Source organism: Streptomyces sp. NBC_01237 (assembly GCF_035917275.1).
GTDB lineage: Bacteria > Actinomycetota > Actinomycetes > Streptomycetales > Streptomycetaceae > Streptomyces.
Genome location: NZ_CP108508.1, coordinates 1,356,881 through 1,378,728, shown reverse-complemented (window position 1 = coordinate 1,378,728; position 21,848 = coordinate 1,356,881). Strand labels below are relative to the sequence as shown.

The 21,848-nt window shown below is 67.2% G+C and carries 14 protein-coding genes and 3 rRNA genes; 11 read left to right on the top strand and 6 right to left on the bottom strand.

The annotated features are described in order from the left end of the window. Positions 1-4 precede the first annotated feature (4 nt). Positions 5-355 carry a hypothetical protein gene (locus OG251_RS06160; RefSeq protein ID WP_326676204.1) on the bottom strand — a complete coding sequence of 117 codons (351 nt, stop codon included), beginning with the start codon at positions 353-355 and terminating at the stop codon, positions 5-7. Positions 356-977: 622 nt separating this feature from the next. Between OG251_RS06160 and OG251_RS06155 the strand changes: the two genes are divergently transcribed. The 4 genes from OG251_RS06155 to OG251_RS06140 are packed head-to-tail and all read left to right on the top strand — an operon-like array spanning position 978 to position 5,294. Next, positions 978-3,821, top strand: a complete 2,844-nt coding sequence (locus OG251_RS06155) for a sensor histidine kinase (RefSeq protein WP_326676203.1) — start codon at positions 978-980, stop codon at positions 3,819-3,821. Then, positions 3,818-4,261 carry a roadblock/LC7 domain-containing protein gene (locus OG251_RS06150; protein ID WP_073722499.1) on the top strand — a complete coding sequence of 148 codons (444 nt, stop codon included), beginning with the start codon at positions 3,818-3,820 and terminating at the stop codon, positions 4,259-4,261. The genes OG251_RS06155 and OG251_RS06150 overlap by 4 nt, the downstream gene beginning before the upstream one ends. Before the next feature lie 9 nt (positions 4,262-4,270). Further along, positions 4,271-4,708, top strand: a complete 438-nt coding sequence (locus OG251_RS06145) for a DUF742 domain-containing protein (protein ID WP_073722559.1) — start codon at positions 4,271-4,273, stop codon at positions 4,706-4,708. Continuing rightward, positions 4,689-5,294: a GTP-binding protein gene (locus tag OG251_RS06140; RefSeq protein ID WP_326676201.1), complete on the top strand. Its 606-nt coding sequence runs from the start codon at positions 4,689-4,691 to the stop codon at positions 5,292-5,294. The genes OG251_RS06145 and OG251_RS06140 overlap by 20 nt, the downstream gene beginning before the upstream one ends. 133 nt (positions 5,295-5,427) lie before the next feature. On the opposite strand, the gene OG251_RS06135 is transcribed toward OG251_RS06140, so the two are convergent. Then, on the bottom strand, positions 5,428-5,775 hold the full coding sequence (locus tag OG251_RS06135) for a DUF962 domain-containing protein (protein ID WP_326676200.1): 348 nt from the start codon (positions 5,773-5,775) through the stop codon (positions 5,428-5,430). A 128-nt stretch (positions 5,776-5,903) separates the two neighbouring features. Further along, positions 5,904-6,707 (bottom strand): M15 family metallopeptidase, encoded by an 804-nt coding sequence (locus tag OG251_RS06130; RefSeq protein WP_326676199.1) that lies wholly within the window; start codon positions 6,705-6,707, stop codon positions 5,904-5,906. Positions 6,708-6,767: 60 nt separating this feature from the next. Here OG251_RS06130 and OG251_RS06125 point away from each other — a divergent pair, with 60 nt between their 5' ends. After that, on the top strand, positions 6,768-7,328 hold the full coding sequence (locus OG251_RS06125; protein WP_326676198.1) for an NUDIX domain-containing protein: 561 nt from the start codon (positions 6,768-6,770) through the stop codon (positions 7,326-7,328). On the opposite strand, the gene OG251_RS06120 is transcribed toward OG251_RS06125, so the two are convergent. Continuing rightward, on the bottom strand, positions 7,319-9,688 hold the full coding sequence (locus tag OG251_RS06120) for a glycoside hydrolase family 31 protein (protein ID WP_326676197.1): 2,370 nt from the start codon (positions 9,686-9,688) through the stop codon (positions 7,319-7,321). The two genes, OG251_RS06125 and OG251_RS06120, sit on opposite strands and share 10 nt — an antisense overlap. Before the next feature lie 242 nt (positions 9,689-9,930). Between OG251_RS06120 and OG251_RS06115 the strand changes: the two genes are divergently transcribed. Together OG251_RS06115 and OG251_RS06110 are read left to right on the top strand one after the other, a co-directional pair. Next, positions 9,931-11,907 (top strand): acetoacetate--CoA ligase, encoded by a 1,977-nt coding sequence (locus OG251_RS06115; RefSeq protein ID WP_326676196.1) that lies wholly within the window; start codon positions 9,931-9,933, stop codon positions 11,905-11,907. 65 nt (positions 11,908-11,972) lie between these two features. Next, positions 11,973-12,863 carry a hypothetical protein gene (locus OG251_RS06110; protein ID WP_326676195.1) on the top strand — a complete coding sequence of 297 codons (891 nt, stop codon included), beginning with the start codon at positions 11,973-11,975 and terminating at the stop codon, positions 12,861-12,863. Between the two features lie 108 nt (positions 12,864-12,971). Here OG251_RS06110 and ptsP read toward each other — a convergent pair whose 3' ends face one another. Beyond that, the gene (gene ptsP, locus OG251_RS06105) at positions 12,972-14,642 is read right to left on the bottom strand and encodes a phosphoenolpyruvate--protein phosphotransferase (RefSeq protein ID WP_326676194.1); all 1,671 of its coding nucleotides are present in this window, start codon (positions 14,640-14,642) and stop codon (positions 12,972-12,974) included. Between the two features lie 75 nt (positions 14,643-14,717). After that, positions 14,718-15,167: a PTS sugar transporter subunit IIA gene (locus tag OG251_RS06100; RefSeq protein WP_073722483.1), complete on the bottom strand. Its 450-nt coding sequence runs from the start codon at positions 15,165-15,167 to the stop codon at positions 14,718-14,720. 690 nt (positions 15,168-15,857) lie between these two features. Here OG251_RS06100 and OG251_RS06095 point away from each other — a divergent pair. The 4 genes from OG251_RS06095 to OG251_RS06080 all read left to right on the top strand — a co-directional run bounded on the left by OG251_RS06095 (position 15,858) and on the right by OG251_RS06080 (position 21,774). Then, positions 15,858-17,383, top strand: a 16S ribosomal RNA gene (locus OG251_RS06095). Between the two features lie 305 nt (positions 17,384-17,688). Next, positions 17,689-20,814 (top strand): 23S ribosomal RNA (locus OG251_RS06090). 79 nt (positions 20,815-20,893) lie between these two features. Then, positions 20,894-21,010 (top strand): 5S ribosomal RNA (gene rrf / locus OG251_RS06085). The 16S, 23S and 5S rRNA genes sit together here, the layout of an rRNA operon. A 155-nt stretch (positions 21,011-21,165) precedes the next feature. Next, positions 21,166-21,774, top strand: a complete 609-nt coding sequence (locus tag OG251_RS06080; protein WP_326676193.1) for a CDP-alcohol phosphatidyltransferase family protein — start codon at positions 21,166-21,168, stop codon at positions 21,772-21,774. Positions 21,775-21,848 lie beyond the last annotated feature (74 nt).

Sequence of the window (21,848 nt, the reverse complement as noted above, 5' to 3'; positions counted from 1 at the left end):
GCTCTCAGGCCCGGGACAGGTCGCCGGACTTCTCCCGGCGTTGCCGTATCCCTGTACCGTCCCGCTCCGCGGTTCGTGCCGCCCGTCGTGCCCGGCGGCGCTCGCGGCGCATCCGCCGCGCCGTGCTGCTGGGCACGGACACCACACCGTTGCGCTGATTCCACACCTGACGCGTCACCCAGACATCCAGCACGGACCAGGTCGCGACCACCGTGCCGGCGACTCCGCCGAGCACCATCGGGAAGGCGAGCCAGGAACCCGTCAGGGTGCACAGAAACGCCACCATGGCCTGGATGAGCGTGAGCGACATGATCAGTACGGCCCGCACGGCCGATGTCCGTACCGCGTCAGGCATCCGTCTCTTCGACGCCGGCTCCTCGACCCACAACTGCCGAGGAATCCGAGCCCCCCGTGCGGTCTCGGCCGTCGCGGCGACGGCCGGTCTCCCGGTCTTCCGGCGCTCGTCCGTGTTCAAGGACCTTCAACTCCCCACCACTGTCCGACTTCAGGGTGGCTGCCCGGCTTGCGCCCGTTCTACGCGGACGGATCGAGTCCGTTGTGCCGCGCAGGCCCCGCTGTGCCATCTACCCCCATACAGAAGGACGAACGAACAGTCCCGAAGATTCCCGCGGAAAGCCCCCAGGAAGGCCGGATCGTCACGGAGCGAAAAATTCCAGCCAACTGCCACGCGCGGGTATACGGCGCTCTGTCACGCATCCTCTGTCGCTTTCGCGAATTTCATCTCAGGGAATACCAGGACAACTCACGATCAAATCGCCTTGGGGCGGCTGAAAAATCATCCGGACGTGCCTTCGAGTTGCCTGTGTGTCAGTAGTAGGCTCGCGCCGTTTATTGACGCAGGACCGACGGTCGCCGACGCAAGGCCGACCGACGGACGTCGGCGCACGAGCGGCGGACGTCGAAGCAGGACCGACGGAACACCACCCCCGCGGTGCGGGGTCTATCTGGGGGAGGCCATGCGCTTTCGCGGGAAGTCCATCCGCAGGAAGATCGTGGCGTTGCTCCTGGTGCCGCTCGTATCCCTCACGGGCCTCTGGGTCTTCGCCACCTTCCTCACCGGCCGTCAGGCCAACGACCTGATGAACGCGAGCGCCATCGTGGAGAAGGTGGGCCACCCCCTGGAGGAGACCGTCCGCGCGGTGCAGGGAGAACGCCGCCAGACCCTCGCCTTCCTCGCCGACCCCCGCGCCTCCGACGCCCTGCCCCTGCTGCGCCGCCAGCGCGCCGCCACCGACCGGGTCGTGGCGGAGGTCAGGGACACCGCACAGCAGACGGACATCCGTGACGCGCTGCGCCCCGCGGCCGAGACCCAGCTGGACTCGATCCTGAGCGCCGTCGACGGCCTCGACGCCCTTCGCGACTCGGTCGAGAGACGCACCATCAGCCGCACCCAGGCCCTGGACTTCTACAACGGCCTCGTCGATCCCTGCTACCGCTTCCTGAACGGTCTCCACACCATGGAGAACGTGTCGATGGACAAGCAGGTCCGCGCCCTGGTCGGCATCTCCCGGGCCCGTGAAATGCTGTCCCGGGAGGACGCGCTGATCGGTTCCGGACTGATCGCGGGCCGCCTCACCGCCCCGGACCTGCGCGCGATATCCGACCTCGTCGCCAACCGGAAGCTGCTGTACGAGACCAACCTGGAGCTCCTGCCCGAGTCGGAACGCCGGCGCGTCGAGCAGTACTGGGGCAGCCCCGACACCGAACCGCTGCGCACGGCGGAGAGCACGCTGATCGACGCCGGTCCGGCGAAGGAGCCGGGCACCGTCGACGCCGAGCGGTGGCAGGAGGTGGCCCCGCCCGTACTGGACCGGCTGGCCAACGACTCCACCGAGATGACCAACCGCTTCCAGGACCGCGCCGAACCGGCCGGCTACCGGGTCCTCATCCAGGCCGGTGTCGCGGGCGTCCTCGGCTTCCTCGCCCTGCTCGTCTCGGTCTTCGTCTCCGTCCGCATCGGCCGTGAGCTGATTCGCGACCTGTCCCGGCTCCGCAAGGACGCCCACGAGGTGTCCGGGGTGCGGCTGCCGAGCGTGATGCGCCGGCTCGCGGCCGGGGAACAGGTCGACGTCGAGACCGAGGCACCGCACCTCCAGTACGAGCGGGACGAGATCGGCCAGGTCGGCCAGGCCCTCAACACCCTCCAGCGGGCCGCCGTCGAGGCCGCCGTCAAACAGGCGGACATGCGCCGCGGCGTCTCCGAGGTGTTCGTCAACCTCGCCCGCCGCAACCAGGTGCTCCTGCACCGCCAGCTGACGCTCCTGGACGCCATGGAACGCCGCACCGAGAACAGCGACGAGCTGGCCGACCTGTTCCGCCTCGACCACCTCACCACCCGCATGCGGCGTCACGCCGAAGGTCTCGTGATCCTTTCCGGGGCCGCCCCGTCCCGGCAGTGGCGCAAGCCCATCCAGCTGATGGACGTGGTGCGGGCCGCGGTCGCCGAGGTGGAGGACTACGAGCGCATCGAGGTCCGGCGGCTGCCGCGGATCGGCGTCGGCGGCCCGGCCGTCGCCGACCTCACCCACCTGATCGCCGAACTCCTGGAGAACGCCACCGTGTTCTCCCCGCCGCACACCGCGGTCCAGGTGCACGGCGAACGCGTCTCCAACGGCTTCACCCTCGAAATCCACGACCGCGGCCTCGGCATGGCCCCGGACGTGCTGCTGGACGCCAATCTGAGGCTCGCCGAGACCCCAGACTTCGAACTCTCCGACACCGACCGGCTCGGCCTCTTCGTGGTCAGCCGCCTCGCCCAGCGCCAGAACGTCCGGGTCTCCCTCCAGAAGTCGCCGTACGGAGGCACGACCGCGGTCGTCTTCATCCCGGCGGCCCTGCTGACCGAAGCCCCCGACACCCACGGCACCGGATTCCGCCTCGACCGCCGGGCCGAGCGGGCGATCATCGGCGGCCGCCCGGCGGACGGCGCGCCGGGCAGCGACAAGGCCAGGAGGGACGGCATGCCGGAGAGCGAGGACCGCGCGGCGGGCGGCACCGGCAGAGCCACGTCCCTGTCGCCCGTCCCCACCGGTCTCACCGACCCGGCCGTCCTCGACGGCCCCATCGAACTCGAAGGCCCCGTCGGACCGCTGGACTTCGCGAACGGCCCGCTCGACCGGTCCCTCGACCCGGCGCTCGGTCCCGTCCTCGACGGCGTCCTCGACCTGGAGGACACCGAGAGCGAACGCGGTGGCATCTTCCGCGCCAGGGATCTGCGCCGTGACGGCGACCGCGAGCACCAGCAGGCCCACGACCACGGCGGCGCGACGGCGGACGTCCGCCCCATGCGGCCGGCCGGCCCGGTGCCGCTGCCCCGCCGCAAGCCGCCGACGCTCGTCACCGACCGGGGGCGCCGGGTCGACGACGCGGGCCGCGCCCGGCCCATGGGCGAGGAGTCCGGGACATCGTCCCGTGGCCGGTCCCGCACGACGACCGGCCCGGTCGCGCACACCGGCACCTCCCGCGCACCGGAGGGCCCGTACGCACCCAAGGCGGCCGAGGCTCCCCACGAGCTCCGGATCCCCGGGGAACCGCCGGCCCCGGACACCGTGGGCGGTCTGCCGAAACGGGTCCGGCAGGCGAGTCTCGCCCCCCAGCTCCGTGGTGATTCCGGCGACCGGTCTCCCCATCAGGACCCCGTGGACAGCGCCGACGACATCGAGCGCGACGCGGACGAAGTACGCGACCGTATGGCTTCGCTCCAACGAGGCTGGCAGCGCGGCCGTCGGCAGAACGCCGAGGACGTGACCGGCCCCGGCGATACAGCACCAGGAACCACTCCGGGAGGGGACGGTCGATGACCGCACCGAACGCCGCAGCACACAACTCCGAACGTCAGGGGTCCGGCGAACTCAACTGGCTGCTCGACGAACTCGTGCAGCGTGTCGCCAGTATCCGCAAAGCACTCGTGCTCTCCAGTGACGGTCTCGCCACCGGCACCTCGCAGGACCTGACCAGGGAGGACAGCGAGCATCTGGCCGCGGTCGCCTCCGGTTTCCACAGCCTCGCCAAGGGCGTGGGGCGGCACTTCGACGCCGGCCGGGTACGCCAGACCGTCGTCGAACTCGACGAGGCGTTCCTCTTCGTCACCGCCGCCGGCGACGGCAGCTGTCTCGCCGTCCTCGCCGATGCCGACTCCGACGTGGGCCAGGTGGCGTACGAGATGACGCTGATGGTCAAACGCGTGGGGGCCCATCTGGCCAACGCCCCACGGACGAGCGGTCTGTCCGCCGGAGGGTGAGTGGATGGCATGAGCGCTGACTCCTCCCGCGGCACCGTCCCCGGCACTCCGGACGCCCCCGGCGGCCCCCCGTCCTCACGTTGGTACGACGCGGACGCGGGACCGGTGGTCCGTCCGTACGCGATGACCCGGGGGCGTACCAGCAGCGCGTCCCGCCACCGACTCGACCTGATCGCGGTCGTCGTCCCCGAACCCGCGGCCGACGACCCCGGCCGGGACCAGACGCTCTCCCCGGAACACGTGGAGATCGTCGAACTGTGCAGCGACATGCCCCAGTCGATCGCCGAGCTCTCCGCCGGCCTGGACCTCCCGGTAGGGGTGGTACGGGTGCTGGTGGGCGATCTCGTCGAGGACGAACTGGTGCACGTAACCCGTCCCGTTCCGCCGGCCGAGCTGCCGGACGTGAACATTCTTCGCGAGGTGATCAATGGCCTTCGGGCGCTCTAGCCGCAAAAGGCGGCCCGTTGAGCCCGTTACCCTGAAAATCCTGGTGGCGGGCGGCTTCGGAGTGGGCAAGACGACATTGGTGGGTGCGGTCAGCGAGATCAGACCGCTGCGCACGGAGGAGAGGCTCAGCGAGGCGGGCCGCCCCGTGGACGACCTGGAGGGGGTCGAGAGCAAGACCACCACCACGGTGGCCATGGACTTCGGACGGATCACGCTCCGCGAGGACCTGGTGCTGTACCTCTTCGGTACACCGGGCCAGGACCGGTTCTGGTTCCTCTGGGACGAACTGGCCCAGGGATCCCTGGGCGCCGTCGTCCTCGCGGACACCCGGCGACTGGAGGACTGCTTCGCGGCGGTCGACTACTTCGAGCGCCGGGCGATCCCGTTCACCGTGGCGGTCAACGTGTTCGAGGGAGCGGACCGGTTCCCCGCCGAGACGGTACAGGCGGCGCTCGACCTCGACCCCGGGGTGCCGGTCCTCGTGTGCGACGCACGCGACCGGTCCTCCGTACGCGATGTGCTCGTCACGGTGGTCGAGAACGCCCTGGCCCGCGCCGGCCGGCCCAGGGAACCCGCCACCACCTGACACCCGGACAGCACGCGGCCCGTACCCCCGTCCGACCGGCAGGGGGTACGGGCCGCGTGCCGTCGGTCCGGTGGAACCGGGCGGCCGCTGCCGACGGGAGGCCGCGCGGTCCTCCCCGTGAGCCCGCGGCCGCTCAGCGGTGGTCGGCGAGCCACTTCTGCGCGGTCTCCGCCAGCTCGTGGTCACGCCCCGCCAGCATCATGCGGATCATCTGCGCATCGCCGCGCAGTGACCACCCCGGATGCCCGAACGTGGCCGGGTTGTTCTTCTCGATGAAGAAGTGCGCCGGCCAGGCCGTGCCGTACCCGATCAGGGGCAGAGCCGCCGCATACCGCTTCCGGCCCCGGGCCAGCCCGTAGGCGGCGATCGTGAGACCGGTCAGCGTGCCGGTCAGATGCACCCAGCGGGTCGCGGCCCGCGAGTGCATCGCCACGTAGTAGGGCCAGAACTCCTCGTACGAATCGAACGTCTGCTGTGACATACGGGCACCGTAATGGCTGGGACGGCAACCCGATACGGCAGTTCCGCGTCCGAGAAGAAGAACGGGCGGCCGGAGCCCACGGGGGTGGTCCCGGTCGCCCGTTCCGCTCGCCCGCCGACGGGCCGGGATCAGTGCCCCGCGACGGCCCGCCGGGTCACCGGGAAGTCGAAGTACGTCTCCGGGAACAGCTCCGGCCGGTAGGTGTAGTGCCACCACTCCTCGGCCAGATTCACGAAGCCGAGGTCCGTGAGCGTCCTCTTCAGAAACTGCCGGTTGGCACGCTGCACCCCCTGGACCCGCGGGTCATCGGTGTGCGACAACGTGTCGAAACAGTCATAGCCCGTCCCCATGTCCACCGAACTGTCCGGGAAGCGTTCACCCTTCGGCGCGTAGCAGGGAGCGAGCGTCTCGCCCGGCCGGTACGGCCTGGTCGGCAGGGTCGGCAGCCTGACCACGGTCAGGTCGACCGTACTGCCCCGGCTGTGGCCGGACTTCTCCGCGATGTAACCGTCCTCGAACAGCCGGGACTTGTTCACGCGCGGGTAGAACTCGGCCTTCATGGCCTGGTCGTCGAGGTCCTTCGCCCAGCGCACGAAGTGATCCACCGCCCGCTGCGGCCGGTAGCAGTCGTACACCTTCAGCGAATACCCCTGGCGCAGCAACCGCCGCTGCGCCGCGTGCAGCGCCCGCGCGGCCGGCCGGGTCAGGATGCAGACCGGCTGCCGGTATCCGGCCACGGGCTCGCCCAGGAAGGTGTGTGCGGTCGGGTAGCGCATCTCCTGGATGACCGTCGGATCCACGGAACGCAACGCGACGAACTCCCCGGGGGCCTTCGGTTCGGGTGCGGCGTGGCCCGACGGGGCGGCGGCGGTCACGGCGAGCAGGGCGGCGGCGGCCGCCAGGGCACGGACAACGGTTCGCATTCCTGTCATGGGCACATCGTTTATCAGTTCCGGGGCCCGCACGACAGAGCGATCGGATACAGTCCGCCCGTGTCTGCGCCCAGGAACGGGCCGGTCGAGGCCGTAGAGCCCGTCCCGCCCCGCAAGAACTCCCACTGCGGCAGTTGCGGAGCCCCGTACTCCGCCCTGCGGTCGGCCGATGCGTGGCCCCGGTCCTGCACCCGGTGCGGCACCACGGCCTACCGCAACCCGTTGCCCGTGGCCGTGGCCCTGCTCCCCGTCACCGACCGGCAGGGCACCGGACTCGTCGTCATCACCCGCACCATCGAACCGCAGCGGGGCGGCGTCGCGCTCCCCGGCGGCTTCATCGACCACGCCGAGGACTGGCGGCACGCGGTCGTACGGGAACTCCGCGAGGAGACCGGTATCGAGGCCGCCGAAGAGGACGTCCGCCTCGCCGACGCCCTCAGCGACCCGGAAGGCCACCTCCTCGTCTTCGGACTGCTCCCGCGACGCCCCGGCGCAGAGCTGCCGCCGTCCGTGCCCACCGACGAGACATCCGGCTACGACATCCTGCGCGGCCCGCGGAAGCTGGCCTTTCCCCTGCACACCGAGGCGGTACGCGCCTGGTTCGCGGGCCGCTACACCTGACCCGAGGGCCGGATCCCCCGTACCCGCACAGGACAGGTCACCCCGCTCTCCCCGCCGTCCCGCTCGACCACCACGCGCCCGTCCACCAGCCGTGACGTGTACCGCTCGACCTCCGCCGGCTCCCACCCGTCACCCGCGTCCCGCACGACCAGGCCACCCCCACCGAGCCCCGGCGGCGGAGCCCACACCTCCAGCTCCGTCCCGCCGTCCGCACCCCGCACCGGAATCACCGCACCGGCCCGCGCCAGCACCGGAGTACGCGAGAGCGGCGCGTCCACCAGGATCTGTCCCGGCCCCTCGTACGCCACCCCGGTCGCCGTGTCGTACCACCGCCCGCGCGGCAGCCGCACCGCCCGCCGCTCCGCCCCCCGCTCCAGGACCGGCGCCACCAGCAACGCGTCACCCAGCAAGAACGCGTCCTCGCACTCCCGAAGCGCCCGGTCCCCGGGCGCGCCCCACCACAACGGGCGCACATACGGGGCCCCCGTGAGCCGGGCCAGCTGCGCCAGCGTCACGAAATACGGATGCAGCCGCTCCCGTTCCGTCAGCGCCGCCCTCGCGTGCTCCAGCACCTCGGGCCCGAACTCCCACGGCTCCCTGCGCCCCGCGTCGATCGCCGCATGGGTACGGAACAACGGCAGATAGGCGCCCAGCTGGAACCACCGCAGATACAGCTCGGGCGAGGGAGACCCGTCGAACCCGCCCACGTCCGGCCCGGAGTACGGCACCCCGCACAGCCCGAGACCCAGCACGAGAGCGAGCGACGCCCGCAGCCCCGGCCACCCCGTCGCCACGTCACCGGACCAGGTGCCTCCGTACCGCTGCATCCCGGCCCACCCGGACCGCGAGAACAGGAACGGCCGCTCGTCCGGCCGCAGCCGGAGCAGCCCCTCGTACCCGGCACGCGCCATCGCGAGCCCGTACACATTGTGGGCCTCGCGGTGATCGCCGCCACGTCCCTCCAGACAGTGCCTGGCCGAGCGCGGCAGCGTCGGGTCCCCGAAGGCCGTGAAGGACACCGGCTCGTTCATGTCGTGCCACACGCCGGAGAACCCCTGGGCCAGCCGTTCCTCGTACAGAGACCCCCACCAATCCCGCACAAGCGGATCAGTGAAGTCCGGATATCCGCAGGCCCCCGGCCACACTTCCCCGATCACCACCCGCCCCTGGGCATCCCGGACGAACGCACCACCCTCCCCGACCGCCGCACCGCTGTCGAACACCGGCACGCCCGGCTCCGCCTTCACCGCGGGATCCACGATCGACACCAGCCGGACCCCGTCCGCACGCAACTCCTCGGCCAGAGCGGGCAGATCGGGAAACCGCCCACGGTCGACCGTGAACACCTGGTGCGCGTCGTAGTGATCGATGTCCAGATGGAGTACGGACAGGGGCAGCCCACGCTCCCGGTACCCGGCCACGACCCGCCGCACCTCCCGCTCGCTGCCGAACCCCCAGCGGGCGTGCTGCGGCCCCAGCGCCCACGACGGCGGCAGCGCCGGCGCACCCGTCAGAGCCGTCCAGCCCTGCAGCACCCGGGCCGGCGTACCGGCGACCACCCAGCAGCGCAGCGGCCCCCCGTCCATCCGCACCTCACAGGTCCCCGGCCGGTCATGCCCGGAACCCGCCCCCACCTCCCCCTCCCGGAGCGTCACCCGCCCGGCCCAGGAATTGTCGTGGAAGGCCAGATGAGTCCCCGCGTCCGAGACCACCACCTGCACCGGCATCGTCAGATACAACGGATCGTCACCGGGGCCGAAGCGACCGCCGGGGTCGGTGTTCCACAGTCCGTACACCCCGTCGCGCAGCCGCGGCCCCGACGCCCGCCCGCCGAGCCCGAAGAACCGCGCGTCCGCCGGAACCTCGGACCGCTGCACCCACCGCGCCGGCCCCCCGTCCACCGGTTCCCACCAACGCGGCGGCGACTCCCGCCGCAGCACCACACCGCCCGGCGTCCGCAGCTCCACCGCCCCGTTGCGCGACACCGCCACCGTCAGCCGCTCGGACACGACCTGCCAGCCACCGTCCTTGTCCGGCTCCAGCTCCGCCCGCGGGTCCGCCTCGGGCGCCGGACCCGGCAGGGCGTACGACGGCAGCGGCTCGGCACCGTCCCAGGACCAGAACACCGCACCGCCCACCGCCACCCGGATGCGCAGCTCCGAACGGGCAAACCGCACCACGCCCCCGCCCGGCTCCGGGTCCGCCCCCAGGACCGGCCCCGGCACCCTGGCCCGCTCCGTACCCCGCGCCGGCAGCGTCCGCGTATCCGAACGCCGACGCCGCCAGGCCGAGCGCACCGTGCGCAGCCCCCGCACCGAACCGAGCAATTTCACCGAGCGCACCAGGTCACGACCGTCCATGCGGATCACCCTGCCACCCGGTCACCCCGAAGCACGCTCCGTTCAACTTCCGTTCACCATGGCCGGAGCGCACAGCCCGAGCGCATGGCCGGAGCACATAGCCGGACAAGCGGCCATGGGCGGGCAACCCTGGTGCACGGGACGATCACATGGCATCGTCCGTAGCAGCCGCTCACGCGCACACCCCAGCACGTGCGCGGAGACGCCCACCCCGCGTACCCGTACAGCCAGGGAGCCGACCCATGACCTCAGCCGCGAACGAAGCCCCCCTCTGGCAGCCAGGCCCCGACCGCATCGCGGCCGCCGCCGTCACCCGCTTCCAGAGCTGGGCCGCCGAACGCTACGGCGCCCCGGCCGAGGGCGGCTACGCGGCGCTGCACCGCTGGTCCGTCGACGAACTCGACACCTTCTGGAAGGCCGTCGCCGACTGGTTCGACGTACGCTTCTCCACCCCGTACGACAGCGTCATCGGCGACCAAACCATGCCCGGCGTCACCTGGTTCCCCGGCGCCACCCTCAACTACGCCGAGCACGCGCTGCGCACCGCCGAGGACGCCTCCCGTGCCGACGCCCCGGCGCTCCTGTACGTGGACGAGACCCACACCCAGATCCCGGTCAGCTGGTCCGGGATCCGCCGCCAGGTCGGCTCGCTCGCCGCCGAACTCCGCGCCCTCGGCGTCACCCCGGGCGACCGGGTCAGCGGCTACCTCCCCAACATTCCGCAGGCGGTCGTCGCCTTCCTCGCCACCGCCGCCGTCGGCGGGGTCTGGACGTCCTGCGCCCCCGACTTCGGCGCCCGCAGCGTCCTCGACCGCTTCCAGCAGGTCGAACCCGTCGTCCTGTTCACCGTCGACGGCTACCGCTACGGCGGCAAGGAACACGACCGGACCGGGACCGTCGCCGAACTGCGCGCCGAACTCCCCACCCTGCGCGCCGTCGTCCACATCCCGCTGCTCGGCACCGCCGCGCCCGAAGGCGCCCTCGAATGGTCCGCCCTCACCGCCGCTGACACCGAGCCGGTCTTCGAGCAGGTCCCCTTCGACCACCCGCTGTGGGTCCTCTACTCCTCCGGCACCACCGGCCTGCCCAAGGCCATCGTCCAGTCCCAGGGCGGCATCCTGCTCGAACACTTCAAGCAGATCGGCCTGCACTGCGACCTCGGACCCGAGGACCGCTTCTTCTGGTACACCTCCACCGGCTGGATGATGTGGAACTTCCTCGTCTCCGGCCTGCTCACCGGCACCACCGTCGTGCTGTACGACGGCAGCCCCGGCTATCCCGACGTCAGCGCGCAGTGGCGCGTCGCCGAACAGACCGGAGCCACCCTCTTCGGGACCTCCGCCGCCTATGTCATGGCCTGCCGCAAGGCAGGCATCCACCCGGGCCGGGACCACGACCTCTCCCGCGTCCAGTGCGTGGCCACCACCGGCTCCCCGCTCCCGCCCGACGGATTCCGCTGGCTGCACGACGAGGTGGCCGACGACCTGTGGATCGCCTCGGTCAGCGGTGGCACCGATGTCTGCAGCTGCTTCGCCGGAGCGGTCCCCACCCTCCCCGTACACATCGGTGAGCTCCAGGCACCCTGTCTGGGCACGGACCTCCAGGCATGGGACCCGGCGGGCAAGCCGCTCATCGGCGAGGTCGGCGAACTCGTCGTCGCCAAGCCCATGCCCTCCATGCCGGTCCACTTCTGGAACGACCCCGACGGCAGCCGGTACCACGACAGTTACTTCGACATGTACCCCGGCGTCTGGCGACACGGGGACTGGATCACCCTCACCGACCGGGGCTCGGTGATCATCCACGGCCGCTCCGACTCCACCCTCAACCGCCAGGGCGTACGGATGGGATCGGCCGACATCTACGAAGCCGTCGAGCGGCTCCCCGAGATCCGCGAGTCCCTCGTCATCGGCCTCGAAGAGCCCGACGGCGGCTACTGGATGCCGCTCTTCGTCCACCTCGCCGACGGCGCCACCCTCGACGACGACCTGCGCGACAGCATCAAGCGGACGATCCGCGAGAACCTCTCCCCGCGCCACGTACCGGACGAGGTCATCGAGGTGCCCGGCATCCCGCACACCCTCACCGGCAAGCGCATCGAAGTCCCGGTCAAGCGCCTGCTCCAGGGGACGGCCCTGGCCAAGGCGGTCAACCCGGGCTCCGTGGACAACCTCGAACTCCTCCAGTTCTACGCGGACCTGGCCCGCACCCGCCGCTGACGGCCCGTTGTCAGACCCCCTGGTTACGCTGAGTGAGCAACGACGCACAGCGCACAGGGGGACACATGGCGCACACGAAGTACGGCACATCCATGCGACGCACGCTGCGCCGCGAAGCACCCAGCATCGTCGGCCTCCTGGTCGACGAGCAGGACTTCGCGGCCATGCGGCGCTACCGCACCTTCGCCTTCGAGGACCATTCGGTCTACCTCAAGCAGGTGGAGGGCCTGCTCAAGACCTTCGTCGCACAGGGCATGCACACCACCGTGGCCCTCTTCGACCCCGAGGACTACACGGAATTCTGTACGGAGTCCGGCCTCGACCCCGATGCCCGGACCAGCCGCAGCCGCTTCACCGCCGAGGTCGCGGCGGCGGGCGCCACCGTGCGCTACAGCGGACAGCCCATCGACGACCTCATCCCCCTCCTGGTCTCCCGAGCGGTCCGCCGGGCCACCTGGGAATATGCCACGCTCGTCCTGGCCGACCTCGGCGAATGCGCCGACTGCGGCCAGGACATCGGCCGCGCAGCCTTCGACCGGGCCTCGCACCTGCTGATGCGGCTGCTGGACACCGCGGGGCCGGGCACACACCACCTCGTCTGCAGCACCCCCACGGAAAGCGAGCAACTGCTCGCCGTCCTCCACACGGAACGGGACACCCAGGACCCGGCCCGACTCGCAACCCCGGAAGGAGCGGAGTTCGCCACCGTGCTCGCGGTGGCCGTCGCGCTGGAATCCCGCGGGGGAGTGGTGCTGCGTACGAGCACTCCCGGCGCCCCGGACCGGGTCCACGGCTGGCGGCTGACCCGCGGCAGCCTCGTCCCGCTCAGCGCGGGCGAGGTCTTCACCGCCTACTGCACCGACGCGGACACCGGTGAGCCGGTCTCCCCGGAACCCGATGTGGACTACTGCGCGGGCTTCGACATCGGCGCCGACGAACCGGAACCGCACCACTGACAGAGCCGACGGACAGAGCGGAACGCAGGGAGGGCAACGGAAAGAGGGGCTTCCCGCCGACCCGACGGAAAGCCCCTCCACCGCACGGTCCCACCGGACCGTTCGGACCTACTCGCCCGACAGCACCGCCTGAGCGGCGACCCGCGCCTCTTCGGCGGAGTCCGCCGCACGTGCCGCGGAAGCCGCACGCTCGCACTGGGCGAGCGAGTACTTCGCCAGCGTGGCGCGGACATAAGGAATGGACGCCGCACCCATCGAGAGGGAGGTGACACCCAGACCGGTCAGCACACAGGCGAGCAGCGGGTCGGCGGCAGCCTCACCGCAGACACCGCAGCTCTTGCCCTCGGCCCGCGCGGCATCGGCGGACAGCGCGACAAGATCCAGCAGCGCCGGCTGCCACGGGTCCTGGAGCCGGGACACCGCGCCCACCTGACGGTCGGCGGCGAAGGTGTACTGCGCCAGGTCGTTGGTGCCCAGCGACAGGAACTCCACCTCCTGAAGGATCGAGCGTGCCCGCAGAGCGGCGGACGGAATCTCCACCATCGCGCCGAACTTCGCCCGCAGCCCCGCCTCGCGGCACGCGTCCGCGAACGCCTTGGCGTCGATACGGTCGGCGACCATCGGAGCCATGACTTCCAGGTACACCGGCAGCCCCTCGGCCGCCTTCGCCAGCGCGGTCAGCTGAGTACGCAGCACGTCGGGGTGGTCCAGCAGGCTGCGCAGCCCGCGGACACCGAGCGCCGGGTTCGGCTCATCGGCGGGAGTGAGGAAGTCCAGCGGCTTGTCCGCGCCGGCGTCCAGCACCCGCACGACCACGCGCCCCTCGGGGAACGCCTCCAGGACCGCACGGTAGGCGGCCACCTGCTTCTCCTCGGACGGCGCGTGCTTGCTGTCGTCCAGGAAGAGGAACTCCGTGCGGAACAGACCGACGCCCTCCGCCCCGGCCTCCACGGCGGCCGGCACATCGGCGGGACCGCCGATGTTGGCGAGCAGCGGCACCTTGTGCCCGTCGGAGGTGGCTCCGGGACCGCTCGAAGCGGCCAGAGCCGCCTTGCGCGCGGCGGCGGCGCTCTCCATCTCGGCACGCTTCTCATCGGTCGGGTCGACGAAGATCTCGCCGGTGCTGCCGTCCACCGCGATCACCGTGCCCTCGGCCAGCTCACCGGCACCGGGCAGGGCCACCACGGCCGGAACGCCGAGCGCCCGCGCCAGAATCGCACTGTGGCTGGTGGGTCCACCCTCCTCGGTGACGAAGCCGAGCACCAGGGTCGGGTCCAGCAGTGCGGTGTCGGCGGGAGCCAGGTCCCGGGCGATCAGCACGTACGGCTCATCACTGTCCGGGACACCGGGCATCGGCACACCGAGCAGTCGGGCCACGATCCGGTTCCGTACGTCGTCGAGGTCGGCCACCCGCCCCGCCAGGTACTCGCCGGCATTGGCGAGCAGCGCCCGGTACGAGGCGAACGCGTCGTACACCGCGCGCTCGGCGGTGCTGCCGACGGCGATACGCCGTTCGACATCAGCCATCAGCTCGGGGTCCTGCGCCATCATGGCCTGGGCCTCCAGCACGTGCTGAGCCTCACCGCCGGCCAGATTGCCACGGGCAATCAGGTCGGCCGCCACCGCCTCCACAGCCTGCCGGGCGCGCCCCTGTTCGCGCTCGGCCTCCTCGGCGGGAATCTGTTTGGCGGGCGGCTCCAGCACCGCCGTACCCATATGCCGAACCTCGCCGATCGCCACACCGTGGCTCACGCCGACGCCTCGCAGCGTTGTCTCCATTTCACCCGTCTCCGATTGTGCGGTGGTCGTGCCACCGCGGTGGATGTCCAACTGGCTGTTATCGCGACGCAGGTGTCACTGCCAGCCGAACAGCGTGTCGCCGACCTTCACGTCGCCGTCCTCGCGGACGTCGGAGAGGGAGTCGGGCGTGGCCTCGAGCGCCACGATCGGACAAATGGGTGACTTGCCGGCTGCTTCGACGCCGGACGGGTCCCAGCGCACGATGCTCTGGCCACGCGTCACGGTGTCGCCCTTGTTCACGAGGAGCTCGAAGCCCTCGCCATTGAGCTGGACGGTGTCGATCCCGAGGTGTGTCAGTACACCGTGTCCCTGCTCGTCCACGACCACGAACGCATGGGGGTGGAGGGAGACAACGATGCCGTCGACGGGCGACACGGCCTCGGACGGCTCGCGCACGGGGTCGATGGCGGTTCCGGGACCCACCATCGCGCCGGAGAAGACCGGGTCGGGAACCGCGGTGAGTCCGATGGCGCGTCCGGCAAGAGGGGACGTCACGTTGGTCATGGGGAGCCTCCCAGGGGGTGGAGATTCATGGTGTCGCCGCCGCGGCTGATGGGGGACGGCGTACTGCTCAGCAGCGTAAGTCATATGAAGTCCCGGTTCCGCCCGAGACCTACCGGTTGACGGACCTAGGGGTGCACCAGCAGCGATTTGCCTCGACTCCCGGCGGCCTGTACTGTCGTACTTCTGCCTGACCCCAACGCGACTTTGAGTCGGGGGTCGGCGGCGACTATTAAGCCCAGACTCTAACCCCGGTTGGCGCTTCTGCATGTCTGCAGGAGGTTGGTCAGGGAAACGGAAAAGGGCTGATAGAGTCGGACTCGCCGGAAAGGGAAACGCGAAAGCGAAGAACTGGAAAGCGAAAACTGCTCGGCCCGCTTCGACCGGGAATCGGACACGAAAGAGTCTGATAGAGTCGGAAACGCAAGAACACGAAGGGAAGCGCCCGGAGGGCCCCGGTGAAACGGGACCGAAGGAAGCGTCCGTTCCTTGAGAACTCAACAGCGTGCCAAAAGTCAACGCCAGATATGTTGATACCCCGGCCTGCTTCGGCAGGTTGGTGGTTCCTTTGAAAGTCCTGCCGGGCCTTACGGTTCCGGTGGGCAATTACACAGCGAGGACGCTGTGAACGACTGGTCTTATTCCGACCGGTCGTTCCGCTCTCGTGATGTGTGTCCCGATTACGGGAAAACATTCACGGAGAGTTTGATCCTGGCTCAGGACGAACGCTGGCGGCGTGCTTAACACATGCAAGTCGAACGATGAAGCCTTTCGGGGTGGATTAGTGGCGAACGGGTGAGTAACACGTGGGCAATCTGCCCTTCACTCTGGGACAAGCCCTGGAAACGGGGTCTAATACCGGATAACACTCCTGCCTGCATGGGCGGGGGTTAAAAGCTCCGGCGGTGAAGGATGAGCCCGCGGCCTATCAGCTTGTTGGTGGGGTAATGGCCTACCAAGGCGACGACGGGTAGCCGGCCTGAGAGGGCGACCGGCCACACTGGGACTGAGACACGGCCCAGACTCCTACGGGAGGCAGCAGTGGGGAATATTGCACAATGGGCGAAAGCCTGATGCAGCGACGCCGCGTGAGGGATGACGGCCTTCGGGTTGTAAACCTCTTTCAGCAGGGAAGAAGCGAGAGTGACGGTACCTGCAGAAGAAGCGCCGGCTAACTACGTGCCAGCAGCCGCGGTAATACGTAGGGCGCAAGCGTTGTCCGGAATTATTGGGCGTAAAGAGCTCGTAGGCGGCTTGTCACGTCGGATGTGAAAGCCCGGGGCTTAACCCCGGGTCTGCATTCGATACGGGCTAGCTAGAGTGTGGTAGGGGAGATCGGAATTCCTGGTGTAGCGGTGAAATGCGCAGATATCAGGAGGAACACCGGTGGCGAAGGCGGATCTCTGGGCCATTACTGACGCTGAGGAGCGAAAGCGTGGGGAGCGAACAGGATTAGATACCCTGGTAGTCCACGCCGTAAACGTTGGGAACTAGGTGTTGGCGACATTCCACGTCGTCGGTGCCGCAGCTAACGCATTAAGTTCCCCGCCTGGGGAGTACGGCCGCAAGGCTAAAACTCAAAGGAATTGACGGGGGCCCGCACAAGCAGCGGAGCATGTGGCTTAATTCGACGCAACGCGAAGAACCTTACCAAGGCTTGACATATACCGGAAAGCATCAGAGATGGTGCCCCCCTTGTGGTCGGTATACAGGTGGTGCATGGCTGTCGTCAGCTCGTGTCGTGAGATGTTGGGTTAAGTCCCGCAACGAGCGCAACCCTTGTTCTGTGTTGCCAGCATGCCCTTCGGGGTGATGGGGACTCACAGGAGACTGCCGGGGTCAACTCGGAGGAAGGTGGGGACGACGTCAAGTCATCATGCCCCTTATGTCTTGGGCTGCACACGTGCTACAATGGCCGGTACAATGAGCTGCGATGCCGCGAGGCGGAGCGAATCTCAAAAAGCCGGTCTCAGTTCGGATTGGGGTCTGCAACTCGACCCCATGAAGTCGGAGTTGCTAGTAATCGCAGATCAGCATTGCTGCGGTGAATACGTTCCCGGGCCTTGTACACACCGCCCGTCACGTCACGAAAGTCGGTAACACCCGAAGCCGGTGGCCCAACCCCTTGTGGGAGGGAGCTGTCGAAGGTGGGACTGGCGATTGGGACGAAGTCGTAACAAGGTAGCCGTACCGGAAGGTGCGGCTGGATCACCTCCTTTCTAAGGAGCATTTCTTACCAGGCTTCGGTTTGGTCAGAGGCCAGTACACCGGCGAATGTTCGGTGCTGGTTGCTCATGGGTGGAACGTTGACTACTCGGCACGACAGGTTGTTTTTCACTAGTACTGCTTCGGCGTGGAACGTGGGGAGGGATCGGTCGGGTCGGGCACGCTGTTGGGTATCTGAGGGTACGGACTCGTTTGAGTCTGTCCTTCGGTTGCCGGCCCCAGTGCACTCACCTGTAAGGGTGGGGTGATGGGTGGCTGGTCGTTGTTTGAGAACTGCACAGTGGACGCGAGCATCTGTGGCCAAGTTTTTAAGGGCGCACGGTGGATGCCTTGGCACCAGGAACCGATGAAGGACGTGGGAGGCCACGATAGTCCCCGGGGAGCTGTCAACCAAGCTTTGATCCGGGGGTTTCCGAATGGGGAAACCCGGCAGCCGTCATGGGCTGTCACCCGCTGCTGAACACATAGGCAGTGTGGAGGGAACGAGGGGAAGTGAAACATCTCAGTACCCTCAGGAAGAGAAAACAACCGTGATTCCGGGAGTAGTGGCGAGCGAAACTGGATGAGGCCAAACCGTATGCGTGTGATACCCGGCAGGGGTTGCGCATGCGGGGTTGTGGGATCTCTCTTTCATAGTCTGCCGGCTGTGAGACGAGTCAGAAACCGTTGATGTAGGCGAAGGACATGCGAAAGGTCCGGCGTAGAGGGTAAGACCCCCGTAGCTGAAACATTAACGGCTCGTTTGAGAGACACCCAAGTAGCACGGGGCCCGAGAAATCCCGTGTGAATCTGGCGGGACCACCCGCTAAGCCTAAATATTCCCTGGTGACCGATAGCGGATAGTACCGTGAGGGAATGGTGAAAAGTACCGCGGGAGCGGAGTGAAATAGTACCTGAAACCGTGTGCCTACAAGCCGTGGGAGCGTCGCTGGCAGCACTTGTGCTGTCAGTCGTGACTGCGTGCCTTTTGAAGAATGAGCCTGCGAGTTTGCGGTGTGTTGCGAGGTTAACCCGTGTGGGGAAGCCGTAGCGAAAGCGAGTCCGAACAGGGCGATTTAGTAGCGCGCTCAAGACCCGAAGCGGAGTGATCTAGCCATGGGCAGGTTGAAGCGGAGGTAAGACTTCGTGGAGGACCGAACCCACCAGGGTTGAAAACCTGGGGGATGACCTGTGGTTAGGGGTGAAAGGCCAATCAAACTCCGTGATAGCTGGTTCTCCCCGAAATGCATTTAGGTGCAGCGTCGTGTGTTTCTTGCCGGAGGTAGAGCACTGGATAGGCGATGGGCCCTACCGGGTTACTGACCTTAGCCAAACTCCGAATGCCGGTAAGTGAGAGCGCGGCAGTGAGACTGTGGGGGATAAGCTCCATGGTCGAGAGGGAAACAGCCCAGAGCATCGACTAAGGCCCCTAAGCGTACGCTAAGTGGGAAAGGATGTGGAGTCGCAGAGACAACCAGGAGGTTGGCTTAGAAGCAGCCACCCTTGAAAGAGTGCGTAATAGCTCACTGGTCAAGTGATTCCGCGCCGACAATGTAGCGGGGCTCAAGCGTACCGCCGAAGTCGTGTCATTCCAGCACATACCCCCAACGGGGGCTGGGATGGGTAGGGGAGCGTCGTGTGCCGGGTGAAGCAGCCGCGGAAGCGAGTTGTGGACGGTTCACGAGTGAGAATGCAGGCATGAGTAGCGATACACACGTGAGAAACGTGTGCGCCGATTGACTAAGGGTTCCTGGGTCAAGCTGATCTGCCCAGGGTAAGTCGGGACCTAAGGCGAGGCCGACAGGCGTAGTCGATGGACAACCGGTTGATATTCCGGTACCCGCTTTGAAACGCCCAGTACTGAATCAGGCGATGCTAAGTCCGTGAAGCCGGCCCGATCTCTTCGGAGTTGAGGGTAGTGGTGGAGCCGATGAACCAGACTTGTAGTAGGTAAGCGATGGGGTGACGCAGGAAGGTAGTCCAGCCCGGGCGGTGGTAGTCCCGGGGTAAGGGTGTAGCCCGTGTGGTAGGTAAATCCGTCACACATATAAGGGTGAGACCTGATGCCGAGCCGATTGTGGTGAAGTGGATGATCCTATGCTGTCGAGAAAAGCCTCTAGCGAGTTTCATGGCGGCCCGTACCCTAAACCGACTCAGGTGGTCAGGTAGAGAATACCGAGGCGTTCGGGTGAACTATGGTTAAGGAACTCGGCAAAATGCCCCCGTAACTTCGGGAGAAGGGGGGCCATCACTGGTGATCCGATTTACTCGGTGAGCTGGGGGTGGCCGCAGAGACCAGCGAGAAGCGACTGTTTACTAAAAACACAGGTCCGTGCGAAGCCGTAAGGCGATGTATACGGACTGACGCCTGCCCGGTGCTGGAACGTTAAGGGGACCGGTTAGTGCACTTTCGGGTGTGCGAAGCTGAGAACTTAAGCGCCAGTAAACGGCGGTGGTAACTATAACCATCCTAAGGTAGCGAAATTCCTTGTCGGGTAAGTTCCGACCTGCACGAATGGCGTAACGACTTCTCGACTGTCTCAACCATAGGCCCGGTGAAATTGCACTACGAGTAAAGATGCTCGTTTCGCGCAGCAGGACGGAAAGACCCCGGGACCTTTACTATAGTTTGATATTGGTGTTCGGTTCGGCTTGTGTAGGATAGGTGGGAGACTTTGAAGCGGCCACGCCAGTGGTTGTGGAGTCGTCGTTGAAATACCACTCTGGTCGTGCTGGATGTCTAACCTGGGTCCGTGATCCGGATCAGGGACAGTGTCTGATGGGTAGTTTAACTGGGGCGGTTGCCTCCTAAAGAGTAACGGAGGCGCCCAAAGGTTCCCTCAGCCTGGTTGGCAATCAGGTGTTGAGTGTAAGTGCACAAGGGAGCTTGACTGTGAGACCGACGGGTCGAGCAGGGACGAAAGTCGGGACTAGTGATCCGGCAGTGGCTTGTGGAAGCGCTGTCGCTCAACGGATAAAAGGTACCCCGGGGATAACAGGCTGATCTTCCCCAAGAGTCCATATCGACGGGATGGTTTGGCACCTCGATGTCGGCTCGTCGCATCCTGGGGCTGGAGTCGGTCCCAAGGGTTGGGCTGTTCGCCCATTAAAGCGGTACGCGAGCTGGGTTTAGAACGTCGTGAGACAGTTCGGTCCCTATCCGCTGTGCGCGTAGGAATATTGAGAAGGGCTGTCCCTAGTACGAGAGGACCGGGACGGACGAACCTCTGGTGTGCCAGTTGTCCTGCCAAGGGCATGGCTGGTTGGCTACGTTCGGAAAGGATAACCGCTGAAAGCATCTAAGCGGGAAGCCTGCTTCGAGATGAGTATTCCCACCCTCTTGAAGGGTTAAGGCTCCCAGTAGACGACTGGGTTGATAGGCCAGATGTGGAAGCCCGGTAACGGGTGGAGCTGACTGGTACTAATAGGCCGAGGGCTTGTCCTCAGTTGCTCGCGTCCACTGTGTTAGTTCTGAAATAACGAACGGCCGTGTTGTGTTCCGGTGTTGGTTAATTTCATAGTGTTTCGGTGGTCATTGCGTTAGGGAAACGCCCGGTTACATTCCGAACCCGGAAGCTAAGCCTTTCAGCGCCGATGGTACTGCAGGGGGGACCCTGTGGGAGAGTAGGACGCCGCCGAACAATTTTTCCGGGAAAGCCCCGTGCCTTGTGGCACGGGGCTTTTCTGCGTTCACCGGCCTTTCGCCGGTGCTCTCGTACCCCTGTGCATCCGTCGGCGGTCGCTGAGGGTAGGGTCAGGGGGCATCATTGGCACGTTCTTCACAGGAGGCCCCCGGGTGGAGGTCCAGGAGACTCGGGTTCAGACGGACCGGGTCCTCACCATCCCCAACATCCTCAGCATGGCTCGCCTGGTCGGCGTACCGCTCTTCCTGTGGCTGATTCTCCGCCCCGTGTTCGGTGGGCCGACCAGTGACGGCTGGGCGCTGTTGGTGCTGATGTTCAGCGGCATCAGCGACTATCTCGACGGCAAGCTCGCGCGCCGGTGGAACCAGATCAGCAGCCTCGGGCGGCTCCTGGACCCGGCTGCTGACCGCCTCTACATCCTTTCGACTCTTGTCGGGCTCACCTGGCGGGAGATCCTGCCGCTTTGGCTCACGGCCGCACTTCTGGCCCGAGAGCTGATGTTGCTGGTGATGGTGGGAATCCTGCGTCGCCATGGCTATCCGCCGCCGCAGGTGAACTTCCTCGGGAAAGCTGCAACGTTCAACCTGATGTACGCGTTCCCCTTGTTGCTGCTCAGCGATGGAAGTGGTTGGCTGGCAACGCTGGCCGCCATTTTCGGATGGGCGTTCGCAGGATGGGGTACAACTCTCTATTGGTGGGCAGGGATCCTCTATGTGGTTCAGGTCCGCCGGCTCGTCAAGGCGGATGCAGTAGCCGATTGAGCTCGTTGATGCGGTGTCGCGCAGTGTGGCCGACCCGCGGTTGATCTCTTGCAACCTGCCCCGACGGGCATAGT